The following is a 24158-nucleotide window of genomic DNA, read 5'->3' on the forward strand; positions in this document are numbered from 1 at the left end:
CCGAGCGGACGGATGCCCGTCCACGATAGGCGTCGGACGTGCCCGCGCATCGCGATACCGAGCCACACGTGCCGGTTCCGGACATCGACAACCGTCCCGGCGGTTGTCGATGTCCGAAACATGCACTCCGATAGTCGAATCCGGATCGCCGACGGACGGGGGTGGTCCTATGCCGTGCGCGACGCCGCGTACGCGCCCTGCCACACCGTGTCGAACGGCGTGTGCGCCCCGACCCGGCCCTCGATGCCGGCGGTGACGAAGTCCTTCGCCAGCGCGACGGCGGCGGGCACGTCGGCGCCCTTGGCGAGTTCGGCGGTCACGGCCGCGGCGAGCGTGCAGCCGGCGCCGGAGACCCGTTCCCGGCCGACCTTCGGCGCGGAGAACACGGTGACCTCCACACCGTCGAAGAGCACGTCGACGGCGTCGTCGCCGGCCAGCTCCACGCCGCCCTTGGCCAGGACGTACCGCGGGCCGAGGGCGTGGATGCGGCGGGCGGCCTCGACGAGGCCGTCGACGCTCTCGATGCGGTCCATCCCCGCCAGGGTGCGGGCCTCGAACAGGTTGGGGGTGACCACCGTGGCCAGGGGCAGCACGGCCTCGCGCAGCGCGTTGTCGGTGTCGAGCGCGGCGCCGGGCTCCTGACCCTTGCAGATCAGCACCGGGTCCAGGACGACGTGCCGCCACGACTGGCGACGCAGGCCCTCGGCGACCACCTCGATGGTCGAGGGGGTGCCGAGCATGCCGATCTTGACGACGTCGAGGTCGTGGGCCGCGGTGGCGGCCTCGATCTGGTCCGCGATGACCTCGGGCGCGATCGGGACGAAGCGGTGCGACCAGTCGTTCCGCGGGTCGAACGAGACGATGCAGGTGGTGGTGCCGACGCCGTAGACGCCCAGCTCCTGGAATGTCTTCAGATCCACCTGCAACCCTGCGCCGCCGGTGGCTTCGGACCCGGCGATGACATAGGCGAGGTCGACCACGATGTACTCCAATCCGATGGGGGACAGACTGCGTGCCGGACCCGGAAGGTACCGGCACGTCGGGGGAGACCACGGCTGCCCGCGACGTCGTCGCCGGGTTCGCACGATCGGTCCCGGCACCAGGCTAGCGCGCCCGGCCGTGCGTCCCGGCCGGACGACCTGCGCCGATGACCGGCGTCACATGCGGCCCGGCGCATGTCGGTGCGGTGCGGCACCATGGGAATCGACCGGTCGAGGCACGACGACAGAAGGTGGGCGGCATGTGCGGTCGGTATGCGAGCACGGTCACCGATCAGGAACTGCGCTCCCTGTTCGACGTGGTGGAGACGGTGGGCGAGCCGCTGCCCCCGTCGTACAACGTCGCGCCGACGCAGACGGTGCGGGTGGTGCTCGAGCGCGCCCCGAAGGACGATCCGGGCGGGGAGGCGGTGCGTCAGCTCCGGTCCGCCCGGTGGGGGCTGGTGCCGTCGTGGGCCAAGGACCCGAAGATCGGCAACCGGCTGATCAATGCCCGCTGCGAGACGATCACCGAGAAACCGTCGTTCAAGGCCGCGGCCGCCCGGCGACGGTGCATCCTGCCGGCCGATGGGTACTTCGAGTGGCAGAAGCGCGAGGACGGCACCAAGGTGCCGTACTTCCTGCACGGCGACGGCGTGCTCGGAATGGCCGGCCTGTACGAGCTGTGGCCGGATCCGAGCCTGCCGGACGACCATCCCGACAAGTGGCTGTGGACCGTCACGGTGCTGACGACGGAGGCCACCGACGCCGCCGGGCAGATCCACGAGCGGTGCCCGCTGGTGCTGCCGCCGTCCTTCCACGACGTGTGGCTCGATCCGGCCCTCACCGACCGCGACGACGTCGACGCGCTGATCGCCTCCGTCCCCGAACCCCACCTGGAGCCCTACGAGGTCGGCACCGCGGTCAACAACCCTCGCAACAACCGCCCGGAACTGCTCGAGCCGGTGTGAGTGGCGCAGGGCCACCGGGGCTCGGGCGGCCCTGCCGTGGCGCGCCTCGCGATCCGAATCACATTCCGTGAAGGGAGGATTCGCGGAATCGGGGGGCGATGCTGTGGAACGCCGTGCCGACGGACGTGCCGACGGGTCTCGACCGGATCGCGTGCCCCGTCACCCTCGCGCAGGGCGTACTCGACGTCGTCGCCTCCGCGCAGACGGTGCGGTACGTCCCGCTGGTTCCCGGGGCCCGGTTCGTGCCGCTGCCGTGGGCCGGGCATGCGCCGCAGTGGGATGTCCCCGAGGCGATCGTCGACCTGGTCCGGCGGGCCGCGGCGGAGGCATGATTCCGGCGAGCGGGTGCCGGCTGCACTTCCGCTGGTGGCTCAGCCGATCCGGACGCCGTCCGTGACGACCCAGATTCCGTCGGCGCTCTCCCGGACGGGCCGGCGCAGCTGGAGCACCACGATGCTGCCGTCCGCCCGGTTGGTCACCTCGACGGTGTGCGGGTCGGCCGCGCGTGCGTCGGTGTCGCTCCATCCGAATCGGTCCGCCACGAACGCCTGCGCGACGAGGGACGGATCCAGCCGCCACGGCTGGCTACCCTCGTCGACCGCGCGCTGAAGCGCTTCGGCCTGCTCCGGGGTGAGGTCTTCTCCGGGAAAGGACGACCCGGCCGGTGGCGTCGCGTCCTCGCTCGTCGCGGCCGGCGACGTCTCCGGCGAGGAGGATGCGGGGGCGCTCTCGGCCGTCGTCGCCGGTGCCGGTGCCGACGCGGGAACGGACGCGCTCGTGGTCGATTGCGCGCCCGGCGTGGTGTCGCCGTCGCCGCACGACGCGACCAATCCTACCGAGACAGCCACTGCAGCAACAGTTTTCGACAATCGTACCCGCACGGAATCCTCCTCGCAATCCGGTCACCGAGGCCGGGTGAACCGGAACTCCCACGGTTGCTGCCCCTTACCGGTCTGCACCCAGTGATCGTCCTCGATGTGCCGGAGCACCTCGGCGAGGCTTCGGTTCATCTCCGGCGCCCACGCCTCATGCGGCGGGATGTCCCCCCACGTCCGGGGGACCGGGAAGGTGGGACCGACATAGCGGCGTTCCCCGTCCACCCGGCCGACGAACCGCTTGTACGCGTTGCCGTACTGCGAACTCAGCGTCGCGAGCAGGGAGGCCCACCACGACGTGCCGCCCGCGTCCTCCAGCTCCACGGTCAGCGTCTCCGCGTCCCCGGTTCCCGAGCTCTCGCCCATGTCTACTCCCCACCTCGTCCTTCGCGGTGTCCGTCACCGGCGACGGGAGTCGACCTTTTCTCGCTCACCAGCCCCTCGATGTGCTGGAAGAGGTCGTTCTCGCCCATGGGAAGGCTCCCTCGCCGGGGTCGTGCCCCGGGCATAGACGGTATCCGGGGCAGGCAAACCCGTCCGCGTTTCGCGGTCCCACGGCTCGGGTACCTCGCAGCCATGAGTATCGAAGACGGTCCCGGCGACACGCTCAGCCCGAGCGAGGGCCTCGATTCCGACGAAGTCCGCAACGACGACGGCGACGAGGTCGTGGACCCGCCGGAGGGCTGGAGCGGGGCCGACCGGTTCGGCACCACGCAGCGGGAGGAGCAGGAAGGCGAGTCGCTGGACCAGCGCCTCGCCGAGGAGGAACCCGACGTGGCGCCCCCGGAGCCGCTCGAGCGGCCGGTTGCGGCCATGCCGGACGACGAGCTGACCGAGGACATCGTCGACGAGGTCTACGACGGCGGAGGCGACACAGCCGTCTACGACGGCGGAGGCGACACAGCCGTCTACGACGGCGGAGGCGACACAGCCGTCTACGACGGCGGAGGCGACACAGCCGTCTACGACGGCGGAGGCGACACAGCCGTCTACGACGGCGGACGTAAGCACGCAGAGCTGGTCGAGGGTGTCATCGTCGAGGACTCGCGGGTCGATCGAGGTCAGATCGGCGGCAGCCCCGAGGACGGCGAGTCCCTCTTCCCGGTGGTCGAGTGAGATGGGCGCCGCCGGTGACGCGCAGGTGCCGACACGGAGGCGGTCCTGCCGTGGTAGGGGTGTCCGGAAGAGCGATCGATGCAATGATCATTTGTCATGAGTGACAACTCGGGAGTTGCAGGCAGGGGCGGGCTCACCGTCGGCTCGCGGGTGGTGGTGCGTCGTGGCGACGACAAGAGCCGACTGCCCGGAGTGGTGGTCGAGGACTATGCGAGCGAAGCCGCCCGGGCCGGCGAGCAGCTCGGGCGGGACTGGGCGCCGGTGCGCCGGTGGGCCGTCGCGCTGGACGACGGCCGGCTCGTCTTCGCCGACGACGACGAGGTCGAGGCGGAGCCGAAGAAGTCCTGACCGCTGTCCGTACGCCCCGGACCCTCGCGATCAACCCCGCCGGCGTGCCGGCCTTGGACGAACCGGGCGCATCGAGAAGTGCGGTTGGCTCATGCCTGAATCTGCTAGGTTGATACCTAGCTGATCTAGGCATAGGAGTTCTATGTACCTCGACAAGGACCTGGTGGCGGCCTCGGCGACCCCGCTTGTGCTCGGAATCCTCGCCGACGGCGACTCCTACGGGTACGCCATCCTCAAACGAGTCAAGGATCTGTCCGGTGGACGGATCCAATGGACCGACGGAATGCTGTACCCGCTGCTGCATCGCCTGGAACGGTCCGGATACGTGTCGGCGTCGTGGGGAAGTTCCGACAGTGGGCGACGGCGCAAGCACTACGCGATCACCGACGCAGGCCGGAGCGTGCTTGCGGAACGGCGCAGTCAGTGGGACGTCGTGGCGGACGCGCTGGACCAGGTCTGGCGCTGCGCCGAGGTGCCCGCGACCCCCGCCGGAGGATGGTCGTGATGGACACCGATGCCGCGCTGGAGTCGCAGATCGGTCAGTGGCGCGGCTACGTCGAGCGTCGTCGCGCGATATCCGCCGCCGACGCCGACGAGATGGAAGACCACCTGCGTGACCAGATCTCGGATCTGTCCGCCGCCGGACTGGGGACCGACGAGGCCTTCCTGGTCGCGGTCAAACGCATGGGCAGCGTGGACGACATCTCCCGCGAGTTCGCGCGGGAGCATTCCGAGCGCCTGTGGAAGCAACTCGTGCTGATGCCCGCACCGGACGACGGTGCCACGCGGCCCACACGTGAGCTGTTCGTCGTGCTCGCGCTCGCCGTCGGCGCGGCGGTCGCCCTGAAGGCCGGACTGGCGACACTGGGCGAGGGCGTCGTCGTGCGCAACGTCAGCCTGCTCGTGCTTCCGTTCCTCGCCGGGTACTTCGCCTGGAAGCGCCGCGTGACGCCCCGCGGCGCCGCGGCGCTGCTGGTGCCGTTCGCCCTGGTGGCGGTCGTGACGAACGCGTTTCCCTTCGTCCCGAACGGATCGACCGAGGTGATCGCCGCGATCCATGCCCCGATCGCGTTGTGGTTCGTCGTCGGCCTCGCCTACGTCGGAGGCGAGTGGCGGTCCGACCGGCGGTGGATGGACTTCGTCCGATTCACCGGCGAATGGGTCGTCTATCTCACCCTGCTCGCCCTCGGCGGCGGCGTCCTCGTGGGCCTGACGATCGGCGCGTTCGACGCGCTCGGCACGGATGCCGAGTGGGTCGTCGAGGATTGGGTGCTGCCGTTCGGTGCGGCGGGCGCGGTCGTCGTCGCCGCCTGGCTCGTGGAGGCGAAGCAGAACGTGGTGGAGAACATCGCGCCCGTCCTCACCCGCGTGTTCACCCCCCTCACAATCCTCATGCTGCTGGTGCTGCTCGCGGCGTTCGCGACCACGGGTAGCGTCGTCGACGTCGACCGAAACCTGTTGATCCTGATGGACCTCATCCTCGTCGTCGTCCTGGGGCTGCTGCTGTATGCGATCTCCGCCCGCGAACCTCACCTGCCGCCCGACCTGTTCGACCGTCTCCAGCTCGTCCTCGTCGTCCTCGCTCTCGCGGTCGACCTGCTCATGCTCACAGCCATGCTCACCCGGATCGCGGAGTTCGGCTTCACCCCCAACAAGGTGGCCGCTCTCGGGATGAACCTGGTCCTACTGGTCAATCTTGCCTGGTCGGCCCGGCTCGTCCTCGGGTTCGTCCGTGGCCGCCGCGGGTTCGGCTCCCTCGAACGCTGGCAGACCCGCTACCTGCCCGTCTTCGGCATCTGGGCGGCGCTGGTCGTCTGCCTCCTCCCGCCGATGTTCGACTTCGCGTGACCGTCGGTCACCGAACAACGGCAGTCGATCCGTCCATGCCTTTACAACCGGTCCGCAAGGCAGTAATTTGAACGATCGTTCGACCTAATCTGCTGCCTGCCGCCGATCGCCGGCCGAAAGGACCTCCGCATGAGCGCACCCGAGGACGTCGTACTCTCCCGCCGGGAAGGCCACGTCACGACGTGGACGATCAACCTGCCCGAGGCGCGCAATCCGATCTCCGGCGACGACGTCGTCGAGCGGCTGGTGCAGCTGGTGGAGGAGGCGAACGCGGACTACGAGACCCGCGTGGTGATCCTCACCGGCGCCGGCAGCGCGTTCTCGGCCGGCGGCAACGTCAAGGACATGGCCGACCGCGCCGGGATGTTCGGTGGTGCCCCGCATCAGCTGCGTGAGGGCTACCGTCGCGGAATCCAGCGGCTGCCCAAGGCGATCTACCACTGCGAGGTGCCGATCATCGCCGCCGTCAACGGACCCGCGGTCGGCGCCGGCTGCGACCTGGCCATGATGTGCGACATGCGGATCGCTTCGAGCACCGCATTCTTCGCCGAGAGCTTCGTCAAGCTCGGCATCATCCCCGGCGACGGCGGCGCGTGGCTGCTGCCCCGCGCCATCGGTGCGGCGCGGGCCGCGGAGATGGCCTTCACCGGCGACCGGGTCGACGCGGCGACCGCGCTGGACTGGGGCATGGTCTCCCGCGTCGTCGAACCCGAGCAGCTGCTGGTCACCGCGAACGAACTCGCCGCCCGCGTCGCGGTGAATCCGCCGCACGCGCTGCGCATGACCAAGAAGCTGATGCGCGAGGGGCAGCGCCAGGATCTCGACAGCATCCTCGAGCTCTCCGCCGCGTTCCAGGCCCTCTCGCACCACACCGCCGACCACGGTGAGGCACTCTCGGCGTTCCTCGAACGCCGCACCGGGAACTTCACCGGCAACTGACCGCCCCGGCCCCCGAGCCGCCGCACACAACGAAGGAGAGACGGCCGTGGAGCGGACGATCTTCACTCAGGAACACGACGAATTCCGTTCCATGCTGCGGGATTTCATCGACCGCGAGGTTCTGCCGCATCAGGCGGAGTGGGATGCGCTGGGCCGGCCGCCGCGCGAGTTCTTCCACCGTCTCGGTGAGCTCGGCGTCCTCGGTATCCAGGTGCCCGAGGAGTTCGGCGGCGGCGGCGAATCGAGCTTCAAGTACAACGCCATCGTGTTCGAGGAGGTGGCCCGGGCCGGCGTGTCGTTCGGTTCCTACACCGTGCACTCCTGCCTGATCCTGCCGTACCTGCTCGAGTACGGCAGCGACGAGCAGCGGAAGCGCTGGCTGCCGGACTTCGCGTCCGGCCGGATGATGACCGCCATCGCGATGACCGAGCCCGGCACCGGCTCGGACCTGGCCAACATCGCCACCACCGCCAAGCTGTCCGCCGACGGCTCGCACTACGTCGTCAACGGCGCGAAGACGTTCATCACCGGCGGCGTCACCGCCGACCTGGTCCTCACCGTCTGCCGGACGGCGCCGTTCGACCCGGAGGACCGCCGTGCCGGCCTGTCGATCCTCTGCGTGCCCACCGATGCCGAGGGGTTCTCCGTCGGTCGCAAGCTGGACAAGATCGGGCTGCACCAGCAGGACACCGCCGAGCTGTCGTACCAGGATGTGCGGGTTCCGGTGGAGAATCTCCTCGGCGAGGAGGGCAAGGCCTTCGGCTACCTCGCCCACAACCTGCCCCAGGAACGCCTGAGCATCGCGCTCAACCAGGTCGGCCAGGCCGCGGCCGCGATCGAGCATGCCGTCGCATACACCAAGGACCGCAAGGTGTTCGGCAAGCCGGTGGCCTCCTTCCAGAACACCAAGTTCGTTCTCGCGGAATGCTCCGCCGAGGTGCAGGCGGCGCGAGTCTTCGCCGACCACTGCCTCGAGCTGCTCGACCGGGGCGAGCTGTCGGTGGCGGACGCCGCCCGTGCCAAGCTGTACTGCACCGAGGTCGCCGGCCGCGTGATCGACAAGTGCCTGCAGTTGCACGGTGGCTACGGCTACATCACCGAATACCCGATCGCCCGCCTCTACGCCGACACCCGCGTCAGCCGGATCTACGGCGGCACCAGCGAAGTCATGAAGACGATCATCGCCAAGGACCTCGGCCTCTAGACGTCCCGGTGGGACCGGCAGAAGGAGCACGAATGTATCCAGGACGCTATGCCTCGATCACCCCGGACAAGCCGGCGGCGATCGAGGCGGCCACGGGGCGCGAGATCAGTTACCGCGAGCTCGAGGACCGTTCGGTGCAGTTCGCGCACTGGCTCCGCGCCCACGGCCTCGGCGCGGGCGACCACCTCGCCGTGCTGTCGGTCAACGACGTGACCGTCTTCGAACTGTACTGGGCTGCAGTGCGTTCCGGCATGTACGTGACGTTCGTGAACACGCATCTCGCCCCGCCCGAGGTCGCCTACATCGTGGACGATTGTGACGCCGCGGCTCTCGTGGTGTCCGCGCCGCTCGTGGACCTCGCGGTCGCCGTGGCCGGCGACACGCCGAAGGTGCGGCACCGCCTGGCGTTCGGCGGCGACGTTCCCGGCCACCTCGGATACGAGGCCGAGATCGCCGCGATGAGCACCACCGCGCCGGTCGACCAGCCCGGCGGGACGGACATGCTCTACTCGTCGGGCACGACCGGCCGGCCGAAGGGGATCAAGCCCGCGCTCAGCGGAGCGCAGGTCGGTGAGCAGGCGGCCTCCAACGCGGTCGGGCTGCTGCAGAGCTTCGGCTTCGACGACGACTGCGTGTACTACGCGCCCGCCCCGATCTACCATGCCGCGCCCCTGCGGTTCGGCGCCGCGGCGCAGGCACTCGGCGGCACGGCGATCGTCGCGGGCAGGTTCGACGCCGAGACCTGCCTCGCCGACCTCGAGCGCTACCGCGTGACCCACAGTCAGTGGGTGCCCACGCATTTCGTCCGGCTCCTGAAGCTGCCCGAGCAGGTCCGCGGCCGCTACGACCTGTCCGCGATGCGCGCCGCCATCCACTCCGCCGCGCCGTGCCCCGTCGAGGTCAAGCAGGCGATGATCGACTGGTGGGGCGAGGTGATCTACGAGTACTACTCGTCCACCGAATCCGTGGGCAGCACCATCGTCTCGCCGCAGGAATGGCTCCGGAAGCCCGGCACCGTCGGCCGCACCGGACACGGCCATGCCAGCCTCGCGCACATCTGTGCCGAGGACGGAACGGAGTTGCCGCACGGACAGATCGGGTTGATCTACTTCGAACGTCCCGGCTACAGCTTCGAGTATCACAACGACCCGGAGAAGACGGCCGAGTCCCGCAACCCGCTCCACCCCACCTGGGCGACGACCGGGGACATCGGATACCTGGACGAGGACGACTACCTCTTCCTCACCGACCGGGCGAAGTTCACCATCATCTCCGGCGGGGTGAACATCTATCCGCAGGAGATCGAGAACGCCCTCGCCTTGCACCCCAAGGTGTTCGACGTGGCAGTGATCGGTGTGCCGGATGCCGAGATGGGCGAATCGGTCAAGGCGGTCGTCCAGCCGGCGGCGGGCGTCGCCGGCGACGACGCGCTCGCCGCGGAGCTGATCGCCTACTGCCGCGACCGCATCGCCGGGTACAAGTGCCCGCGCAGCGTCGACTTCGTCGACGCGCTGCCCCGGACACCCACCGGCAAGCTCGTCAAGGGGGCGCTGCGCCCCGCGACCGCCGGAGGAAACGGATGAGTGTTCGACGGGGAACATACGCACGACAGGGCGACACCGTGGCGCCGTCGGAGCGGCAACGGGTGTTCATCGAGGCGGCGCGTCGCGAGTTCGTCCGCAACGGATACGGTGCGTCGTCGATCCGGACGATCGCCCAGGAGGCGGGCGTGAGCCTGTCGGCGCTGTACTACCACTACAAGAACAAGCAGGACCTGCTGCTGGCCATCCTCATCGACGGCGTGAACGCCTTCGACGCGATGTGCGACGAGGAGCTGTCACGCGTCGGTGACGACCCGGTGGAGCGGCTCCGGGCCCTGGTGGTCGCCCTGGTCCGGTTCCGGACCATCTGCCAGGAACAGAGCCTGATGATCGGCACCGAGGTTCGCAACCTGGAACCGGAGAACGCGGCCGTCTACGAGCAGCGGCGGCGTTCCGGAAACGAGTTGCTGGGCAGCATCATCGAGGATGGGATGCGATCCGGAGCGTTCACCACCCCCTACCCGGAGGACTGTCGCCGCTCGATCCTGGCGATGACGACCTCGATCGCGAACTGGTACGACCCGGACGGTCCGGACACCCCCGCCGACATCGCGGCCCGGTACGGCGATCTGGCCCTGCTGTTGCTGCAGCCGCGACCCTGACCCCCTCACGGAAGAAGACGACCATGCGTACATCACTGGTACCGTCCGCCGGTGCCCCCGACCCGAGTCTCGCAGCGTTGCGGGCCGAGGTGCGCGCCTTCCTGCGCGAGCAGATCGAGGCCGGCGTGTTCACCCCGGGCGTGGACACCTGGCTCGCCCGCTGGAACACCGACTTCACCAAGGCCCTGGCCGCCCGCGGCTGGGTCGGCATGACCATCCCCACCGAGTACGGCGGGCACGGCCGCACCTTCATGGAGCGTTTCGTCGTCACCGAGGAACTCCTCGCGGTCGGCGCGCCGGTCGCCGCCCAGTGGGTGGCGGACCGGCAGGCCGCGCCCTCGCTGCTCAAGTACGGCACCGAGGAGCAGAAGCGACGGTTCCTTCCCGGCATCGCTCGCGGCGAGATCTGCTGGGCCATCGGCATGAGCGAGCCCGAGTCCGGATCCGACCTGGCGAGCGTGAAGACCAAGGCCGTGCAGGTCGACGGCGGCTGGCGCATCACCGGCACCAAGCTGTGGACCTCCGGCGCCCACCACGCCGACGCCTTCTTCGGGCTGGCCCGCTCCGCCCCGCTCGACCCGGCGCACCGGCACGCCGGGCTGAGCCAGTTCATCGTCCTGCTCGACTCGCCCGGCGTGGAGATCCGGCCCGTGCTGTCGATGTCCGGTGAGCACCACTTCAACGAGGTCGTCCTCGACGACGTGTTCGTGCCCGACGACCTCGTGCTCGGCACGATCGGCGACGGCTGGGCGCAGGTCACCTCCGAACTCGGCTACGAGCGCAGCGGCCCGGAACGCTTCATGTCCACCTTCGGTGTGCTCGCCGGCGCGGTGGACGAGGCAGCCGCCGGCCGCCTGCCGGCCGACCCCCGCATCGGCGCGTTCGTCGGCCGGATCTTCGGCCTGCACCACATGTCGCGCGGGGTGTCCGAGGCGCTGCAGCGGCACGAGAACGCGGAGGTCGCCGCCTCGGTGGTCAAGGTGCTCGGCACGCAGGCCGAGGGCGACATCGCGGACCTCGCCGACGAGCTGGCCGGCGAGAGCGACACCGCTGGTGACGAGTTCGCCGAGCTGGTGCGGTCGGGTGTCATGCAGCGTCCCGGATTCACCCTCCGAGGCGGCACGAGTGAGATTCTGCGCGGGGTCATCGCGCGGGGATTGGGGATGCGCTGATGAGCAACGCGACGAACGGCACGTCGACCGATAACGATGTGGAGATGCGCGAATTCGCGCAGATGCTCGAACAGGTCTTCGGCGAGCGCCGCGGCGACGATCACCGCCTCACCGGGCCGCTGCGCCTCGATCGCGAATTGTGGTCCACTCTGGTCGAACTCGGTCTCGCCCGGCTCACCGGTCCGGAGGCGGACGGGGGCAGCGAGGCGGGCTGGGCCGAGGCCGCATATCTGCTCGGCGCCGCGGGCGCCGGTGCCGCGGCGGTGCCGGTGGCCGAGAACGACCTCCTCGCGGGCTGGCTGCTGCAGCTGTCCGGCTGCAAGCGCGCGGTGACCGATCCGGCGGCGGCACGCACCGCCGCCGTGCTGGCCGCCGACGGCTCGGCCCGGCACGTGCCGTGGGCCCGCGACGTCGACGCCGTGGTCGTGCTGTGGGAGGCGGACGGCACGTGGCGGGTCGCCGACGTCGCCCGCGCCGACGTCGAGGTCACCGAGGCGGTCGACGTCGCGTCCGAGCCGCGCGACCACATCCGTGTCGACGTCGCCGCGCTGTCCGGCGCCGAAGTTCCGGCGGGCACCGCGGAGGAGTTCCTGCGCCGGGGGGCGCTCGCCCGGGCTCTCGCGATGAGCGGCGCGATGGAGCGGGTGCTCGACCTGGTCGTCGAGCACACCACCACGCGTGTGCAGTTCGGCCGTGCCCTGGGCAAGTTCCAGGCCGTGCAGCACCTGGTGTCGGACATCGCCGCCGAGGGCGCGCTCGCGCGTGCCGCCGCGCAGGCAGCCGTGACGATCGCCGAGGATTCCGGATTCGGCAGCGACGAAGCGGGATTCGCGATCGCTGCCGCGAAGTCCTGCGCGGGGCACGCCGCGTCGGTGGTCGTGCGCAACGCCCACCAGAGCCTCGGCGCGATCGGCTTCACCATGGAGCACGAGCTGCACCGGCACGCGAACCGGCTGCTGTCGTGGCGCAGGGAGTTCGGCTCCGTGCGGTTCTGGGACGAGGTGCTCACCGCGGCGGCCGTCGACGCCGGGTCCCGGGGGCTGTGGCCGTTGATCGCGGACGGCCGACCGGAATAGGGCATCCGCCGCGGCCCGCTGGACAGGTACCACCGGCCCGGTATGAACTGTGGGGTGACGGCGCGTGTTCCGGCGGTGCCGGACCGACGAGGAGAGGTGCGAGTGCAGGACGAGCAACAGCGCGTGCCCGGACCGGTGAATCTGCGAGATCTCGGCGGACTGCCGCTGACCGACGGCGGTCGCACCGCGCCCGGCGTGCTGTATCGGGGCGACGCCTGCTACACCGGCGACGTGGTGCGCGGCATCCTCTCCGACCGGCCGCCCACGACGGTGGTGGACCTGCGATCCGACGCCGAACGCGGGCACCGCGCCTTCACCTGGCCGGGCGGCACGCACGTGCATCGCCTGTCGCTGCACGCGGACGCCGCGCCGGCCGGGCGCACCGGCCTCGGCCTCGCCGAACTCTACGGCCGGGTGTTCGACGTGGCCGCGCCGCTGTTCGCCGGGCTCGTGCCGGTCGTCGCGCGGGCCGCGGGCCCGGTCCTCGTGCACTGCACCGCCGGCAAGGACCGCACCGGTCTCGCGGTCGCCGTCCTGCTGCTCGCCGCGGGCGTGGAACCGCAGGCCGTCGTCGACGACTACGCGGCCACCGACACGAACATGCCCCTGCTCCTCCGTCGCTGGGAGGCCGTCGGGCTGCGCGTGGGCGGCTCGTTCCCGGGCGGCGACCGGGCGGTGCCGTCCGACCTGTTCCGCGCCCCGGCCGAGGCGATCTCTCCGATCGTCGAACGCCTCGTCGCGCATCCCGGAGGGCCGGGGGCGTGGCTGATCGACCACGGGGCGGGGGAGGACGACGTGCGGCGGTGGCGCGCACGTGCCCGAGGAGAAGACGTGGCTGCAACGGTATACGGAGACAGGAAGGCACCGACGCGATGAGCGAGAACAGCGAGCCGAAAGCCGGGGGATCGGCGGGACTGCCGCTGGAAGGCATCACCGTCGTCAGCCTCGAGCAGGCGGTCGCCGCCCCCATCGCGACCCGCCATCTCGCCGATCTCGGCGCCCGTGTCATCAAGGTCGAACGCATCGGGGAGGGCGACTTCGCCCGCAACTACGACGCCGCCGTGCACGGGCTGGCATCGCATTTCGTGTGGCTCAACCGCGGCAAGGAGTCGATCTGCGTCGACCTCAAGGCCACCGAGGGCGTCGCCGCGGTGCGCCGGCTCGTCGGCGAGGCCGACGTGGTGATCCAGAACTTCGCGCCCGGCGCGGCGGCGCGGCTCGGGCTCGGCGCCGACGAGCTGCGGCGCGAGCGGCCCGAGCTGATCGTGGTGAACATGACCGGTTACGGCACCGAAGGCCCGCTGCGCGAGCGCAAGGCCTACGACATGCTGGTCCAGGCCGAGACCGGGCTGTGCTCGATCACCGGCACCCCGGAGACCGCCACCAAGACCGGCATCCCGACCTCCGACATCGCGGCCGGCATGTACGCGCTCACCTCGATCCAGGCGGCGCTGTTCCGGCGCGAACGCACCGGCGCGGGGGCGACGATCGACGTGTCGATGTTCGACGCGACCGTCGAGTGGCTCGGCCACCCGATGTACCTGCAGATGTACCAGGACACGCAGGTGCAGCGGATGGGGCTGAGCCACGCGTCGATCGCGCCCTACGACGCGTACCCGACCGTCGACGGAAAGATTCTCATCGGCGTGCAGAACGACCGGGGCTGGCGGGCGCTGGTCACCGAGGTGTTCGGCCGCCCGGATCTCGCCGGGCACCCGAAGTTCGCGACGAACATCCTGCGGGTGCAACACCGCGCCGAGACCGACGCGGTCGTCGCCGAGAACACACGCCGCTTCGAGACCGCCGAACTTGACAAACGTCTCGCCGCGGCCGGTGTTCCGGCCGCCCGCCTGAACGACATGAAGCACCTGATCGAGCATCCCCAGCTCGCCGAGCGCGACCGCTGGCGGGAGGTCGGCACCGAGGCCGGCGCGGTGCGGGCGGTGCTGCCGCCCATGACCTTCTCCGATGTCGAGATGCGCATGGGTGCGGTACCGGCGCTGGGACAGCACACCGACGCGGTGCTCGCCGAACTCGGCTTCACCGACGAGCAGGTCGCCGGGCTGCGTGCCGCCGGCATCGTGCAGTAGCCGGTAGTCGTCCAGCGCAGTACCCGAACCCGAAGGAGCCCGACGTGCCCCAGCTGCTGCAGCTCGATTCGTCCGCGAACCGGCAGACGTCCGTCACGCGCGAACTGACCCGCCTGTTCGCCGACACGTGGCGCCGCCGCGGACCCGACTACACCGTGGTCGAGCGGGACCTGCACCGAGACCCGGTCCCGCATCTCGCGGACGCGGAACTGCACTATGCGCCCCGGCTGCGGGTTTCCGGCGTCGCCGTCGATCCTGCGGCCGAGGCGGTGCAGACCGAGCTGATCGCCGAGGTCGCCGCCGCCGACGTCGTCGTGATCGGCGCCCCGATGTACAACTGGTCGCTGCCGTCGACGCTGAAGGCGTGGATCGACCACGTCCACGTGCTCGGCACCACCGTGCCGTTCGACACGCCGGACCAGCCGTTCGCGGGCACGCCCGTCGTGGTGATCTCGAGCCGTGGGCTGGCCTACGGGCCCGGCGATCCGGACGAGGGCCTCGACCACACCGTGCCGCCGCTGCAGCAGGTGCTCGGCACGTCACTGGGCATGGACGTCACGGTCGTGACCGCCGAATACACTCTCGCGTCCCGTATTCCGGCGCTGGCGCCGATGACCGAGCGCTCCACGGCGAGCCTGGACGCGGCGCGCGAGCGGGTGCAACGGCTCGCGCACGACCTCGGCGCCTGACCGGCGCGCCCGTCCGCCCGTTTGGTTCTCAGGCGAATTCGGCGTCGGCTCCGCGCTCGTCAAGGTAGTCCGCGCCAGGGACACCGAGTTCCCCTGGTAGCCGGTCAAGCTCCACATGGAGGCGGCCGGGGCGAGCAGCTCGGCCTGCTGCACCGAGCCCGCGGGTGCGCGGGCAGTCAGGTCGTCGAAGACCTGTGCGACCTGCGGGAGACGGCCCGGGCCCTTCCGCCGTTCGCATCTGCCCCGGGAGATGCGCCGGTTCTGGTGGGCCGATCGGGCTCCCACCACGATCCCTTCGTTCGGCCCTGCCGCGCCGCGCTCGAGCAGACGCTGTCGATGTGATGCGTCCACATCGCGGGTCGCTCGTCAGAAGAGTCAAGTTCCCCACCCAGGGGAGCGCGTCTCGGAAGGACCCTCAGATGATGACCAGCCGTGTCCACATCGCGCTCGACGTCGACGACACCAACGCACCGCCCCTCCCTGCGGGGGTGCCCCACCGTCCGGGCCGGCGACATCGCGGCGCGCCGGCGGTGCACGTGCCCGGCACCGGTTCGGAGGCGTGAGATGAACACCCCTGCAGTAGTTGTGGAAGATCTCCATGTCGCCTACGACAAGACGTGGGCGCTCGACGGCCTCGACCTCGAGGTGGGGGCGGGCACGACGCTCGGCGTGCTCGGCCACAACGGCGCCGGTAAGACGACCTTGATTCGCGTGCTCACCACGCTGGTGCGGCCGACCGTCGGCCGGGCGCTGGTCGAGGGCCTCGACGTCGTCACCGATGCGATGGACGTCCGCCGCCGGATCGGGGTCACCGGCCAGTACGCCGGCCTCGACGAGTTCCTCACTACCCGAGAGAATGTGGAACTGATCGGCCGCCTCGCCGGCCTGCGTGGTCGGGCACGGGCTCGGGCCGATACCCTGATCGACCGGCTCGGATTGCACGACCTAGCGTCGCGGCGGGTCGGTGAGCTCTCCGGCGGTTCACGACGTCGGGTCGACCTGGCCGCCAGCCTGGTCGGATCTCCGTCGGTACTGTTCCTCGACGAGCCGACCACCGGCCTGGATCCCATCGCCCGCAGCGCGCTGTGGGACGTCGTCGACGAACTCACCACCAACGGCACCACCGTCGTGCTCACGACCCAGTACCTCGAAGAGGCCGACCGGCTTGCCGACCACATTGTCGTGCTCAGCCAGGGGCGGGTCGCCGCCCGCGGCACTCCCGCCGAGCTGAAGCGGATTGTCGGCGGCAAGGTGGTGACCGCCACGATCCCCACGCACCAGCTCGGCGACCTGCCGTTCCGCCCCGACGCCGAAAATCCCGTCGAGGACGGCCGGGTCCGTGTCGCACTCACCGTGGGCGACGCGATGACCGCTGCCGAACTCGTCGCCCAGCTCACCCGGGACCGCGTCGGCATCAGCGACCTCGATGTCACCTCGCCCAGCCTCGACGACGTCTTCACCCACCTCACCCACAACGGAGCCACCCGATGAACGCCATGCTCACCACCGGACCCGGGCGCTCACCCGCCGCGGACCAGCTCGCCGCCCTCGTGGTCCGCAATCTGCGCACGAGTGCCCGCGTCCCGCAGTTGCTGATGTTCTCGCTGACCATGCCGATGGCGATGTTGGTCCTGTTCAGTCAGGTGTTCCGCAGTGTGGCGGCCGGACCCGGCTTCCCTCCCGGGGTCAGCTACATCGACTTCCTCACCCCCGCCATGCTGGCAGTCTCCACCGTGATGGCCGGCACCAACGCGGGGGTGTCCGCGGCGATCGATCACACCAACGGCCTGCACGATCGCTTCGCCGCGCTGCCCCTGCGGGCGGCGCTGCCCGGGGTGGCGCGCACGCTCAACGAAGCCGCGTTCACGCTCGCCCGGGCCGCGCTCCTCGGTGTCGCCGCCGTCGTACTCGGATTCGAGTTCCATGGCACCGTCGTCGACGCCCTGGCCGGGATCGTCGTTCTCGCCGTGCTGGCCGCGGCGATGAGTGCCCTGTTCGGGCTCATCGGTGACCGACTCCGCCGTCCCGACGTGGTGCAGTTCGCCGGGATGATGGTGATGATGCCGCTGATGTTCGTCTCGAGCGCCTTCGCCCCGATCGAGACCATGCCCGGTTGGATGCAGGCCGCCGCGACGCTCAACCCGGTCGCGCACGCCACCGATGCCCTGCGCGGCCACGAACTCGGCACCGCCACGTTCGGCGACACGGCCACTGCCGTCGTCGCCGCAGTCGCGCTGGGGGCGGTGGTGACGTTCCTGCCCGGCATCGCGCGCCGGGTGCGCGCATTGGTCGCGCGTTGAGGCAGCCCACCTGGGCGGTGCGCCGCGCTGGAGACGAAGATCGCGACCCACCGGGACGACCTCGTCGTGCAGCGCGGACGCACTCCTCGACTAGCGAACAGGTATTCATGACGGTGGTGCGGGCGTGACCCGCGAACGGGTGCAGCAGCCCGGGCAGGGCCTCGTCCGACCGGGCCCGGGCTCAGCGGCGATACCGGATCTCGCCGCGGATCACGGTGCAGCGCACTGCTTCCGCGGTCGGCTCCGCAAGCGCATCGGTGAGCGGGTGGTCGAGCAGCACCAGATCCGCCGGCGCGCCCACCCGCACCCTGCGCGGCTCGGTGCCGGGGTCGTCGAGGGGGGACAGGTAGCGGTCGAGGGCGGCGGCGGCGGTGATCCGCTCCTGTGGACCGACGACGTCGCCGGTGGGGGCGCGACGGTTCGTCGCGGCCGCGATCACAGCCCACGGGTCGAGCGGCCCGTACGGGGCGTCGCTCGACAGGGCGACGGGCACGCCGCCGTCGAGCAGGGACCGGCAGCGGTACAGGTCCGGCAGATCCCGGGTATCGACCCGCTCGAGGTAGTCGTCGCCGCGGTGCGCGAGGAAGCCGGGCTGGGTCACCACGCACACCCGGCGACGACGCAGCTCGCCGATCGACTCGGCCGGGACCAGCGCCCCGTGCTCGATCCGGTCTCCGGGACGGGTGCCGGCCTCCTCGAACACCGCGAGCAGCAACAGCAGCGCCTCGCGGCTGACGCAGTGCACCGCCACCGGCCGGCCGCGGGCGTGGGCGCGACGGACGGTGCCGGCCAGGGCCTCGAAGTCGGGCAGTCCCGAGTCGGTGAGAACGATCTTGTACGGGCCGGTCGTCACGGTCGCCGGTCGATCCTCGGGTTCGTCGCCGAGGGGCACCCCCAGCAGGTGCACTCGCTGCGGCAGCGCGCCGGAGACGTGTGCGTCGATCAGCGCGGCCAGCGAGCCCGGCGCCAGATCGGGGGTGGCGTCGGTGATCCCGGTGATCCCGAGGCGGGTCAGGTCCGCGCCCACGGCATCGAGCGGGGGCGGCCCGGTGGCGGGCAGCCGCTCGCGCAGCCAGGCATCCGCCCGCCACACCCGCCCGGTGGGGCGACCGGCGTCGTCGCGCTCCACCCCGGGATGGTCGGCCGAGTCCAGTCCGGCCAGGGTCGTCGCCGCCGAGTTGAGCACCCACATCGCGCCGCTGCGGTGCTGCACCCGCACCGGCCGCCGCGCGTGCAGCCGGTCCAGCGCCGCGGCGTCGAGCAGGCCCGCGACCGTCTCGACGTAGCCGACGCCGCGGACCCAGCCGTCGCCGGGCGCGGCGTCCAGCGCCCGGGCCAGGTCGCCGGGTGTGCGCACGTGCGGGGGCCCGCACCGGACCGAGGTGGCGTCCGCGGCGATCGCGTGCAGGTGCAGGTGATGATCGTGCAGTCCCGGCAGCAGCGCCCCACCGCGGCCGTCGATCACCTCGCCCTCGGTTTCGAGGCCGACCCCGATCGCCGTGATCCGGCCGTCGCGGACCGCGACGTCGCACCGGCCGGCCGGCAGCGCGACGTCGCGCAGCAGCAGGCCGGTCACCGCGCCGACCCCAGTTCGGCGAGCACCGCGGCGGTGTCGCGACCCGGTTCTGCGACGTCGCCGCGCGGGGCGCGTGGTTGCGGCGTCTCGATCTGCGCGGTGCCCGCCGCGGTGTCGACGTACCACTTCTCGCCCCGCCGGTATGCGTGCACCGCAGCGGTTTCGGCTCCGTCCAGGGTGGCGGCCACCGTCGCCGACATCGAGATGTCCCACAACATCCCGTCACCGTCGCCGGGTGTGGACATCGCCAGCGCCGCCGCGGTCAGACCCGTGAGTGGATCGGCGATCGCGTCGCCGACGAACATCGGCCCGTCGCCGTCGCGGGCGACCAGTCCCGCGGCCGCGGCGATGTCGTCGCCGAAACCGATCCGGTTCGAGGCGCGTCCGTGCGCGGTGATCGAGATCCAGGTCCCGCCGGTGGCGACGAATTCGTCTGCGTGCAGGCCGAATCCGGCCAGCGCGCGCGGGCGGGACGCCTCGATCACGATGTCGGCGGCCGCGACGAGCGCGGCGAGGGCTGCGCGTTCGTGGGGGAGGGCGGGATCGAGGGTCACGGCCTCGTGGCCGCCGTGCAGCAGGCGATAGAAGTCGGGATTGCCGCGGCGGGCGCCGTCCGGCCGGGACGGTGTCTCCACCTTGATCACCCGCGCCCCCGCCAGGCCCAGCACGTGCGCGCACAGCGGTCCCGCCCACAGCGCACTGAAGTCGACGACGAGCAACCCGTCGACGGGGCGCGGCGCCGGCGGTCGCAGGGGGGCAGGAGCGTGCGCAGGGGTGACGGGTCCGGCCGCGACGCCGAGCAGGTCGGCGCGCTCGGCCAGGTCGGCGCCGGTGTGCTCGCGCAGCCAGGCCTCGACCGCGGGCCAGGGGTCGTCCCCGACGTCGGCGCGGACGAGGGCGCCGAGCAGCAGGGGATCGTCGGGTCGGGCGCAGGAGACGGCGGCCCAGCCGTCGGCCGTCGGCAGCAGCCGGCACGAACCGCCGGCCGACGTCGCGCCGCCGCGGCGATGCCCGGTGAAGGCGGCGCGCTCGGCGAGCATGCGCGCCCCGTCGAGCTGCACCGCCCCGCCGGTGACGTCGGCGATCCAGGCGGTGCGTTCCCGCGCGACGGTCGCCGCGCGACCGGGGGGAATCAGGGGTGGCCCGTCGGGACGGCCGGTGAGAGAAGCGATTCCGCTCTCGGCCCAGTCCCGCACCACATCCGGGCGCGCGGAGGTCGACACGCTGCCGATGCTACAGTCCGCGAAACGACCTCAGGACGGCGGACATGGGCACAGGCGTACGAACCCTCACGGTGGCGGACCTCGCGGGCGGCGCCGCGGACACACCGGTTCTCGGCGAGGGCGCCGCCCTGTGCGAACCCGTGCTGATCGTCGACCTCGACGACGCCGACGCATCGATGGTCGAGGCCGTGGCCGCCCGGGTGCCGGCACTGGATCGGCTGCTCGTCGGGCGCTGCACTGGCGCCGTCCCGGCCGCCCTGGCGCCGCTGACCGCCGCGCTGGACCTCACGTACGTCGCGGGGCCCGATCCGGCGGACCGGGCGGTGGTCGGCACCGAGGACGTCGACGCGGCGCTCGCCGAGTTCGTCCGGGCGATGGGGCGGTATCCGCAGTCGGCCCTCGTCGCCGGGCAGGTGCTGCGGATCACCGAGACGCTGCCGGTGCCCGAGGCGATCGACGTCGAATCGCTCGCCTACTCCACCCTGCAGGGCGGCGCCGAGTTCGGTGGCTGGCTCGACGAGCGTCGCAGGCTCGGGCGGCCGCTGCCGCCGCCGCCCGTCGCGGATCCGGTGCTGATCCACCGCGACGGCGACACCCTGCACCTCACCCTCAACCGGCCCGAACGCCGCAACGCCTACGGCACCGCGCTGCGCGACGCCCTGGTCGAGGCGCTGCGCCTGCCGCTGCTCGACGACACCGTCGCGCGGGTGGTGCTCGACGGCGCCGGGCCGTCGTTCTGCGCCGGCGGTGACCTCGACGAGTTCGGCCACACCCCGGACACCGCGACCGCGCACCTGATCCGCACCCGCGGCGGCGCCGGACGGCTGATCGCCGCGCTCGCGGACCGCACCGAGGTGCGCGTGCACGGGCACTGCGTCGGCGCCGGCATCGAGGTCCCGGCGTTCGCACACCGGATCGTCGCCGCCCCCGACACGCTCTTCCGGCTGCCCGAGGTGACGATGGGCCTGATCCCCGGCGCGGGCGGCACCGTGAGCGTGCCCCGCCGCATCGGCCGCTGGCGCGCGCTGCACCTGTTCGTCACCGGCGTCGCGCTCGAGGCACCGCGGGCGCTCGAGTGGGGGCTGATCGACGAGATCGCCGTCCGCGGGGAGTGAGCGAAGGGGAGTGAGCGAATGTATCGCCCACTCGATCAGATCGAGTGGGCGATACATTCGCTCGGGCCCGAGCGCATGCGAGGGAGGTCAGCCGGCCGCCGACGTACCCGCCCCACGAGTCGCAGAACCGTCCGGCAGCCAGCGGACATACCGCAGTCCGCGGCGTTCCCTTTCGGTCAGTCCGCCCCAGATCCCGTGCTGTTCCTTGTTCTTCACGGCATCGTCGCGGCACGGGATGCGGACCGGGCAGGCCGCGCAGATGTCCCGGGCCGCTCGTTCCCGGCGTTGCCGCTCGCCCCAGGTCTCGTCCTCGGGGGCGTAGAAGGTGTCCGGTCCGATGAACCGGCAGCGGGCGTGCAGACGCCAGTGGTGCCCGTCGTGTGGGTCCGGGACTTCGGTGGGGCTCGGGGCGAAGGCGGGGAGTGTCATGTCGGTTCCGGGGTCAGGCCATGAGGGCGGTGAAGCGCCAGTCCAGCACGGGTGCCGGCGCGTCGGTGCCGCGGTGGGCGTGGACGATCGAGCGCAGTTCGAGGACGCCCCCGCCGCCGTCGAGCGGCTGGGCGGAGTCGATGTGCAGGTCGCTGGTGAGGGTGTCGCCCTCGTGGACCGGGCCGGTGTGGTCGCACGAGTGCCAGCCGAGGACGGTGACGAGGTTGGGCAGCGCGCGGGTGGCCTGGGCCAGGGCGAGGCCGATGGTGTGGCCCCCGTACACCAGTCGTCCTGCGGCGCCGACGCGTTCGTCGTGGTGGGTGGCGGCGATGTTGAGGGTCAGGCGCGCGAGTTCGGGTGCGCTGGAGACGACGTCGCCGCTGGACCGCAGCACTGCACCGGCGAGCGACGGATCGAAATGCGGTCCCGGAACGCGGGTCCGGTAGGCGGCGAGGTCCCAGTCGGCGGGGGCGGACCACCGCGGCGGTTCCTGCGGGCCGATCGCGGACAGATCGTCGGCGGGCACGACGCGCGCGGGATCGGGATTCTCGCTCAGCGGCAGCATCGCGCACCGGTAGAAGTCGAGGACGGTGTGCCCGTTCTGGTCGACGGTGTTCATGCGCAGCGCCGCCAGCCCGGTGGGCTTGCGGCCGGGCTTGGCCGAATTCTCCTTCAGGCCCACCACTTCGGTGGTGGTGTAGAGGGTGTCGCCGATATGGGGGAAGCGGTGGAAGCGCAGGCCGCGGTAGAACAGATTGGCCTTGACGTGGTGGGTGACCAGGGTGGACTGGCCGATCGCCAGGTCGGTGACGAGGCCGGCGTGCGCGACGGGCCCACCGGCGACGGCCGCCGACAGGTGCGCATCGAGGGGCAGGCGCAGCCGGTCGCCGAGGATCGCCTGGTGGGCGGCGGCGAGGCCGTCGGTGATCGTGACGGCCGGGGCGGTGTCGAAGACCTGGCCGACGGTGAGCTCGTCGAAGTAGGGTCCGCCGACCTCGGTGGCGGTGCGTGCGGTGGTCATCTCACTTGTCTCCGATCAGGGCGAGGGTGCGGCGGGCGGCGACGGCGACCGCCTCGTCGAGCATCTGTCCGTCGAGCTGGGCGGCTCCGGCGCCGCGGGCCTCGGCCTCGGCCAGGGCGGCCAGCACCCGTCGGGCCTGCTCGGCCTGCGCGTCGTCGGGGGTGAAGGCCGCTGCGGCCGAGTCGATCTGGGCCGGGTGGATGACCCACTTGCCGTCGAAGCCGAGGTCGGCGGTCCAGCGGGCGGCGCGACGGAAGTCTTCGTCGTCGGTGATGGACAGGAACGGTCCGTCGATCGCCTGCACGCCCGCGGCGCGGGCGGCGTGCAGGAGGCGGTCCTGCACGTACAGCCAGTGCTCGGGGGCGGCGGTGCGGGCGCGGCCGAGCGCGGCGCCGAGGTCGGCGTAGCCGAGGATCACCGCGGCCAGCCGGGGGCCGGTGACGATCTCGTCGAGGCGGGTCACCCCGGCCGGGGTCTCGATCAGTGCCTGCACCACGAGGTCGGCATCGCCCGCCTCGGTGAGGATCCGGTCGGTCTCGGCGAGGTCGGCCGGGCCCTCCACCTTGGGCACCACGATCGACGACAGGGCCGGTCCGAGGGCGGCGCAGGCGCGCAGGTCGTCGGCGAACCACGGCGTGCCGGGACCGTTGACGCGGACCGCGATCGCGCGGCCGGTGCCGCGGGTGGACACCAGATCGGCGACGAGGTCGCGGGCGGTGTCCTTGAGGGCGGTGGCGACGGCGTCCTCGAGGTCGAGGACCACCTCGTCGGCCGAGGAGGCCAGCGCCTTGCCGGCCTTGCGTTCGTCGGAGCCGGGGGCGACGAGCACGGCTCGCCGGCGGCGGGGCTGCGCAGGATTCACGGATCAACCTCTGCTGTGGGGCGGTCGGGAACGGGATAAATGTACGGCCATTGTCCGGTCCGGCGCTACCCGGCGCCGACTCATAAGCGAGGACTGGGGCGACGCATAGGCCGTTCAGGGGGTG

27 protein-coding genes are annotated in these 24158 nt (G+C 71.5%); 19 read left to right on the plus strand and 8 right to left on the minus strand.

Going from position 1 to position 24158, the window contains the following annotated elements:
• Window positions 1–167 precede the first annotated feature (167 nt).
• Window positions 168–980 carry a bifunctional hydroxymethylpyrimidine kinase/phosphomethylpyrimidine kinase gene (gene thiD, locus OCS65_RS05350; RefSeq protein ID WP_065923381.1) on the minus strand — a complete coding sequence of 271 codons (813 nt, stop codon included), beginning with the start codon at window positions 978–980 and terminating at the stop codon, window positions 168–170.
• A gap of 260 nt (window positions 981–1240) precedes the next feature.
• Between thiD and OCS65_RS05355 the strand changes: the two genes are divergently transcribed.
• Window positions 1241–1948, plus strand: coding sequence for an SOS response-associated peptidase (locus tag OCS65_RS05355; protein ID WP_044476587.1), 708 nt, complete (start codon window positions 1241–1243; stop codon window positions 1946–1948).
• A gap of 98 nt (window positions 1949–2046) precedes the next feature.
• Window positions 2047–2280, plus strand: a complete 234-nt coding sequence (locus OCS65_RS05360; protein WP_006947351.1) for an alpha/beta fold hydrolase — start codon at window positions 2047–2049, stop codon at window positions 2278–2280.
• Window positions 2281–2319: 39 nt separating this feature from the next.
• On the opposite strand, the gene OCS65_RS05365 is transcribed toward OCS65_RS05360, so the two are convergent.
• Both OCS65_RS05365 and OCS65_RS05370 read right to left on the minus strand, forming a co-directional pair.
• A complete protein-coding gene (locus tag OCS65_RS05365; protein WP_263509080.1) occupies window positions 2320–2796 on the minus strand; it encodes an acyl transferase in 477 nt (158 codons plus the stop codon).
• Window positions 2797–2850: 54 nt separating this feature from the next.
• On the minus strand, window positions 2851–3189 hold the full coding sequence (locus tag OCS65_RS05370) for a hypothetical protein (RefSeq protein ID WP_263509082.1): 339 nt from the start codon (window positions 3187–3189) through the stop codon (window positions 2851–2853).
• Between the two features lie 210 nt (window positions 3190–3399).
• Here OCS65_RS05370 and OCS65_RS05375 point away from each other — a divergent pair, with 210 nt between their 5' ends.
• From OCS65_RS05375 to OCS65_RS05450, 16 genes are all read left to right on the plus strand, one after another.
• Complete coding sequence (locus tag OCS65_RS05375) at window positions 3400–3939, plus strand: hypothetical protein (RefSeq protein ID WP_263509084.1); 540 nt, start codon at window positions 3400–3402, stop codon at window positions 3937–3939.
• Window positions 3940–4035: 96 nt separating this feature from the next.
• Window positions 4036–4287 (plus strand): hypothetical protein, encoded by a 252-nt coding sequence (locus OCS65_RS05380; protein WP_006947358.1) that lies wholly within the window; start codon window positions 4036–4038, stop codon window positions 4285–4287.
• Between the two features lie 142 nt (window positions 4288–4429).
• Window positions 4430–4792 (plus strand): PadR family transcriptional regulator, encoded by a 363-nt coding sequence (locus tag OCS65_RS05385; protein WP_006947362.1) that lies wholly within the window; start codon window positions 4430–4432, stop codon window positions 4790–4792.
• Window positions 4792–6135, plus strand: a complete 1344-nt coding sequence (locus OCS65_RS05390; protein WP_029546235.1) for a permease prefix domain 1-containing protein — start codon at window positions 4792–4794, stop codon at window positions 6133–6135. The genes OCS65_RS05385 and OCS65_RS05390 overlap by 1 nt, the downstream gene beginning before the upstream one ends.
• Before the next feature lie 129 nt (window positions 6136–6264).
• Window positions 6265–7074, plus strand: a complete 810-nt coding sequence (locus OCS65_RS05395) for a crotonase/enoyl-CoA hydratase family protein (protein WP_006947364.1) — start codon at window positions 6265–6267, stop codon at window positions 7072–7074.
• 46 nt (window positions 7075–7120) lie between these two features.
• The gene (locus tag OCS65_RS05400; protein WP_029546232.1) at window positions 7121–8278 is read left to right on the plus strand and encodes an acyl-CoA dehydrogenase family protein; all 1158 of its coding nucleotides are present in this window, start codon (window positions 7121–7123) and stop codon (window positions 8276–8278) included.
• A 32-nt stretch (window positions 8279–8310) separates the two neighbouring features.
• Entirely contained in the window at window positions 8311–9861 is a 1551-nt protein-coding gene (locus OCS65_RS05405; RefSeq protein ID WP_029546230.1) for an acyl-CoA synthetase, read from the plus strand.
• Window positions 9858–10481, plus strand: a complete 624-nt coding sequence (locus OCS65_RS05410) for a TetR/AcrR family transcriptional regulator (RefSeq protein ID WP_006947368.1) — start codon at window positions 9858–9860, stop codon at window positions 10479–10481. The genes OCS65_RS05405 and OCS65_RS05410 overlap by 4 nt, the downstream gene beginning before the upstream one ends.
• A gap of 23 nt (window positions 10482–10504) precedes the next feature.
• Window positions 10505–11653: an acyl-CoA dehydrogenase family protein gene (locus tag OCS65_RS05415; protein WP_006947369.1), complete on the plus strand. Its 1149-nt coding sequence runs from the start codon at window positions 10505–10507 to the stop codon at window positions 11651–11653.
• The gene (locus tag OCS65_RS05420; RefSeq protein ID WP_263509089.1) at window positions 11653–12729 is read left to right on the plus strand and encodes an acyl-CoA dehydrogenase family protein; all 1077 of its coding nucleotides are present in this window, start codon (window positions 11653–11655) and stop codon (window positions 12727–12729) included. Before OCS65_RS05415 ends, OCS65_RS05420 begins: the two co-directional genes overlap by 1 nt.
• Window positions 12730–12825: 96 nt before the next feature.
• Entirely contained in the window at window positions 12826–13605 is a 780-nt protein-coding gene (locus OCS65_RS05425) for a tyrosine-protein phosphatase (protein WP_338049256.1), read from the plus strand.
• On the plus strand, window positions 13602–14819 hold the full coding sequence (locus OCS65_RS05430) for a CaiB/BaiF CoA transferase family protein (protein ID WP_263509092.1): 1218 nt from the start codon (window positions 13602–13604) through the stop codon (window positions 14817–14819). The genes OCS65_RS05425 and OCS65_RS05430 overlap by 4 nt, the downstream gene beginning before the upstream one ends.
• 44 nt (window positions 14820–14863) lie before the next feature.
• The gene (locus OCS65_RS05435; RefSeq protein WP_263509094.1) at window positions 14864–15508 is read left to right on the plus strand and encodes an FMN-dependent NADH-azoreductase; all 645 of its coding nucleotides are present in this window, start codon (window positions 14864–14866) and stop codon (window positions 15506–15508) included.
• A gap of 419 nt (window positions 15509–15927) precedes the next feature.
• Window positions 15928–16071, plus strand: a complete 144-nt coding sequence (locus OCS65_RS05440; protein WP_231772422.1) for a hypothetical protein — start codon at window positions 15928–15930, stop codon at window positions 16069–16071.
• Window position 16072: 1 nt separating this feature from the next.
• Window positions 16073–16999, plus strand: coding sequence for an ATP-binding cassette domain-containing protein (locus tag OCS65_RS05445; RefSeq protein WP_050035939.1), 927 nt, complete (start codon window positions 16073–16075; stop codon window positions 16997–16999).
• Window positions 16996–17808 (plus strand): ABC transporter permease, encoded by an 813-nt coding sequence (locus OCS65_RS05450; protein ID WP_263509096.1) that lies wholly within the window; start codon window positions 16996–16998, stop codon window positions 17806–17808. Before OCS65_RS05445 ends, OCS65_RS05450 begins: the two co-directional genes overlap by 4 nt.
• Window positions 17809–17989: 181 nt before the next feature.
• On the opposite strand, the gene OCS65_RS05455 is transcribed toward OCS65_RS05450, so the two are convergent.
• Both OCS65_RS05455 and OCS65_RS05460 read right to left on the minus strand, forming a co-directional pair.
• Window positions 17990–19384, minus strand: a complete 1395-nt coding sequence (locus OCS65_RS05455) for an amidohydrolase family protein (RefSeq protein WP_263509098.1) — start codon at window positions 19382–19384, stop codon at window positions 17990–17992.
• Window positions 19381–20607, minus strand: a complete 1227-nt coding sequence (locus OCS65_RS05460) for a CoA transferase (RefSeq protein ID WP_263509100.1) — start codon at window positions 20605–20607, stop codon at window positions 19381–19383. The genes OCS65_RS05455 and OCS65_RS05460 overlap by 4 nt, the downstream gene beginning before the upstream one ends.
• A gap of 44 nt (window positions 20608–20651) precedes the next feature.
• Between OCS65_RS05460 and OCS65_RS05465 the strand changes: the two genes are divergently transcribed.
• On the plus strand, window positions 20652–21722 hold the full coding sequence (locus OCS65_RS05465; protein WP_231772426.1) for an enoyl-CoA hydratase/isomerase family protein: 1071 nt from the start codon (window positions 20652–20654) through the stop codon (window positions 21720–21722).
• Window positions 21723–21809: 87 nt separating this feature from the next.
• Here OCS65_RS05465 and OCS65_RS05470 read toward each other — a convergent pair whose 3' ends face one another.
• The 3 genes from OCS65_RS05470 to OCS65_RS05480 are packed head-to-tail and all read right to left on the minus strand — an operon-like array spanning window position 21810 to window position 24001.
• Window positions 21810–22151: a WhiB family transcriptional regulator gene (locus tag OCS65_RS05470; RefSeq protein ID WP_043802729.1), complete on the minus strand. Its 342-nt coding sequence runs from the start codon at window positions 22149–22151 to the stop codon at window positions 21810–21812.
• 13 nt (window positions 22152–22164) lie between these two features.
• A complete protein-coding gene (locus tag OCS65_RS05475; protein ID WP_161995793.1) occupies window positions 22165–23172 on the minus strand; it encodes a MaoC family dehydratase in 1008 nt (335 codons plus the stop codon).
• Window position 23173: 1 nt separating this feature from the next.
• On the minus strand, window positions 23174–24001 hold the full coding sequence (locus tag OCS65_RS05480) for an HpcH/HpaI aldolase/citrate lyase family protein (protein WP_037201171.1): 828 nt from the start codon (window positions 23999–24001) through the stop codon (window positions 23174–23176).
• Between the last annotated feature and the right edge of the window lie 157 nt (window positions 24002–24158).

Source organism: Rhodococcus aetherivorans (genome assembly GCF_025722975.1).
Lineage (GTDB): Bacteria > Actinomycetota > Actinomycetes > Mycobacteriales > Mycobacteriaceae > Rhodococcus > Rhodococcus aetherivorans.

Bases quoted from the DNA above. Each gene is read 5' to 3' on its own strand.
- OCS65_RS05355 (WP_044476587.1), top strand. From the start codon at position 1,241: ATGTGCGGTCGGTATGCGAGCACGGTCACCGATCAGGAACTGCGCTCC.
- OCS65_RS05360 (WP_006947351.1), top strand. From the start codon at position 2,047: ATGCTGTGGAACGCCGTGCCGACGGACGTGCCGACGGGTCTCGACCGG.
- OCS65_RS05370 (WP_263509082.1), bottom strand. From the start codon at position 3,189: ATGGGCGAGAGCTCGGGAACCGGGGACGCGGAGACGCTGACCGTGGAG.
- OCS65_RS05375 (WP_263509084.1), top strand. From the start codon at position 3,400: ATGAGTATCGAAGACGGTCCCGGCGACACGCTCAGCCCGAGCGAGGGC.
- OCS65_RS05380 (WP_006947358.1), top strand. From the start codon at position 4,036: ATGAGTGACAACTCGGGAGTTGCAGGCAGGGGCGGGCTCACCGTCGGC.
- OCS65_RS05385 (WP_006947362.1), top strand. From the start codon at position 4,430: ATGTACCTCGACAAGGACCTGGTGGCGGCCTCGGCGACCCCGCTTGTG.
- OCS65_RS05390 (WP_029546235.1), top strand. From the start codon at position 4,792: ATGGACACCGATGCCGCGCTGGAGTCGCAGATCGGTCAGTGGCGCGGC.
- OCS65_RS05395 (WP_006947364.1), top strand. From the start codon at position 6,265: ATGAGCGCACCCGAGGACGTCGTACTCTCCCGCCGGGAAGGCCACGTC.
- OCS65_RS05405 (WP_029546230.1), top strand. From the start codon at position 8,311: ATGTATCCAGGACGCTATGCCTCGATCACCCCGGACAAGCCGGCGGCG.
- OCS65_RS05410 (WP_006947368.1), top strand. From the start codon at position 9,858: ATGAGTGTTCGACGGGGAACATACGCACGACAGGGCGACACCGTGGCG.
- OCS65_RS05415 (WP_006947369.1), top strand. From the start codon at position 10,505: ATGCGTACATCACTGGTACCGTCCGCCGGTGCCCCCGACCCGAGTCTC.
- OCS65_RS05420 (WP_263509089.1), top strand. From the start codon at position 11,653: ATGAGCAACGCGACGAACGGCACGTCGACCGATAACGATGTGGAGATG.
- OCS65_RS05430 (WP_263509092.1), top strand. From the start codon at position 13,602: ATGAGCGAGAACAGCGAGCCGAAAGCCGGGGGATCGGCGGGACTGCCG.
- OCS65_RS05440 (WP_231772422.1), top strand. From the start codon at position 15,928: ATGATGACCAGCCGTGTCCACATCGCGCTCGACGTCGACGACACCAAC.
- OCS65_RS05445 (WP_050035939.1), top strand. From the start codon at position 16,073: ATGAACACCCCTGCAGTAGTTGTGGAAGATCTCCATGTCGCCTACGAC.
- OCS65_RS05450 (WP_263509096.1), top strand. From the start codon at position 16,996: ATGAACGCCATGCTCACCACCGGACCCGGGCGCTCACCCGCCGCGGAC.
- OCS65_RS05465 (WP_231772426.1), top strand. From the start codon at position 20,652: ATGGGCACAGGCGTACGAACCCTCACGGTGGCGGACCTCGCGGGCGGC.
- OCS65_RS05470 (WP_043802729.1), bottom strand. From the start codon at position 22,151: ATGACACTCCCCGCCTTCGCCCCGAGCCCCACCGAAGTCCCGGACCCA.
- OCS65_RS05475 (WP_161995793.1), bottom strand. From the start codon at position 23,172: ATGACCACCGCACGCACCGCCACCGAGGTCGGCGGACCCTACTTCGAC.